This window comes from Frankia tisae, assembly GCF_025403405.1.
Lineage (GTDB): Bacteria > Actinomycetota > Actinomycetes > Frankiales > Frankiaceae > Frankia > Frankia tisai.
In genome coordinates, this window is the sequence record NZ_JANEZT010000675.1 from 1 (window position 1) to 1,516 (window position 1,516).

The following is a 1,516-nucleotide window of genomic DNA, read 5'->3' on the forward strand; positions in this document are numbered from 1 at the left end:
AAGATGGTCTTCCCGGGGTTCGACGGCCTGCGTGCGATCGCTGCGCTTCTGGTCGTCGTGGTGCACACCTCGTTCCCGGCGGGGTTCACCACCAGCAGCAGGCTCGGTCCTTACACCGCGCGCGGCGAGGCCGGCGTCGCGGTGTTCTTTCTGATCTCGGGATTTCTGCTCTACCGGCCGTTCGTCGCGGCCCGGCTCGCGGGCGTTCCCGCCGCCGCCACGCCGGGTTACCTGGTGCGGCGGTTCATGCGGATCGTCCCCCTCTACTGGGTGGCGCTCGCCGTCACCCTCAACGTGGTCAGCGACAACCGGGTCGGCGTGCACGGGCTCGCCGGGGTAGTCCAGACTGCGTTCTTCCTCCAGGGGTACCAGGATCACTGGGCCATCCAGGGTCTTACCCAGGCGTGGACGCTCGATATCGAGGTCGCGTTCTACCTGGCCGTTCCCGGCTACGCCTGGCTGCTCGGTCGCCGCCGCCGCGGGGCACAGGCCCAGGTCCGGGTGGAGCTGACCGCGCTGGCGGTGACCTTCCTGGCCGCGAAGGTCGTCCACTTCCTGGTCATCCCGAGCAAGCAGAGCTGGATGTCCGGCTGGAACGTCTGGCTGCCCGTCTGGTGGGACCTGTTCGCCATGGGGATGGCACTCGCCGTGGTCTCCGCCCGCTACGCCCAGCTTGGCCGCCAGCCCCGCTGGGCGGGGCTACGCGGCTCGGGAACGGCCTGCTGGGCCATGGCGGCGCTGTTCTACTGGGTGGCGAGCAGGCACGCCGATCTGCCACTGGTGCCGATCTTCGATCCGGATCGGGCGCAGGACATGAACCGGCACCTGCTGTATGGGCTGATCGGGTTCTTCCTGCTGCTGCCTGCCGTCTTCGGCCGCCAGGACCGCGGCGCGGTGCGGCCGCTGCTGGCCAGCCGGCCGCTGGCCTTCCTCGGCTCGATCTCGTACGGCATCTACCTGTGGCACTCGACCGTCATCGAGCTCGTGATGGAGCACAGCGGTTGGCAGCTGTGGAAGATCCCCTACCTGCCGTTCCTGTTGGTCGTCGTCGTGCTGACGGTGGCCGTCGCCACCGCGACGAACTACCTCATCGAACGGCCCTGCATCCGGCTGTCGCACAGCTGGGCCCGGCGGGCGGACGCCTGGGTGGTGCGTCGCCGCGGGCAGGCGGCGGCCGGCGCGGGCACCGCGCCCGCTAGCGGGGTTCCGCGCCCGCACGGCCCGACCGTCCCGTTCCCGGGGCCCGGGCCGGTGGTCGCGGTAGTCGGCGTACCGGGGGATAGCCCGACAGTGCCACTGCTGACGGGGTCAGCTGCCCGACCGGGCGGGCCGCCGGGCGGCCGGCAGCGGCCGGCGGAGGCCGACGCGCGTCAGGCCGCGGACGGCTGGGTGCCGCGGGCCTGGCGTGGGCAGCCCGGGATGGCCTCCGGTGCCGACCGCCCGGCCCGGCCCGGCGCCGATCTGCCGTCGCGGCCGAGTCCCGATCGGCCGGCGCGATCCACCCCCGATCGGGACT

At 72.4% G+C, this 1,516-nt stretch carries 1 protein-coding gene; it reads left to right on the top strand.

The window, feature by feature from the left end; genetic code table 11:
* On the top strand, nt 1-1,516 hold a 1,516-nt coding region (locus NBZ85_RS31025), incomplete at both ends, for an acyltransferase family protein (protein ID WP_261563410.1).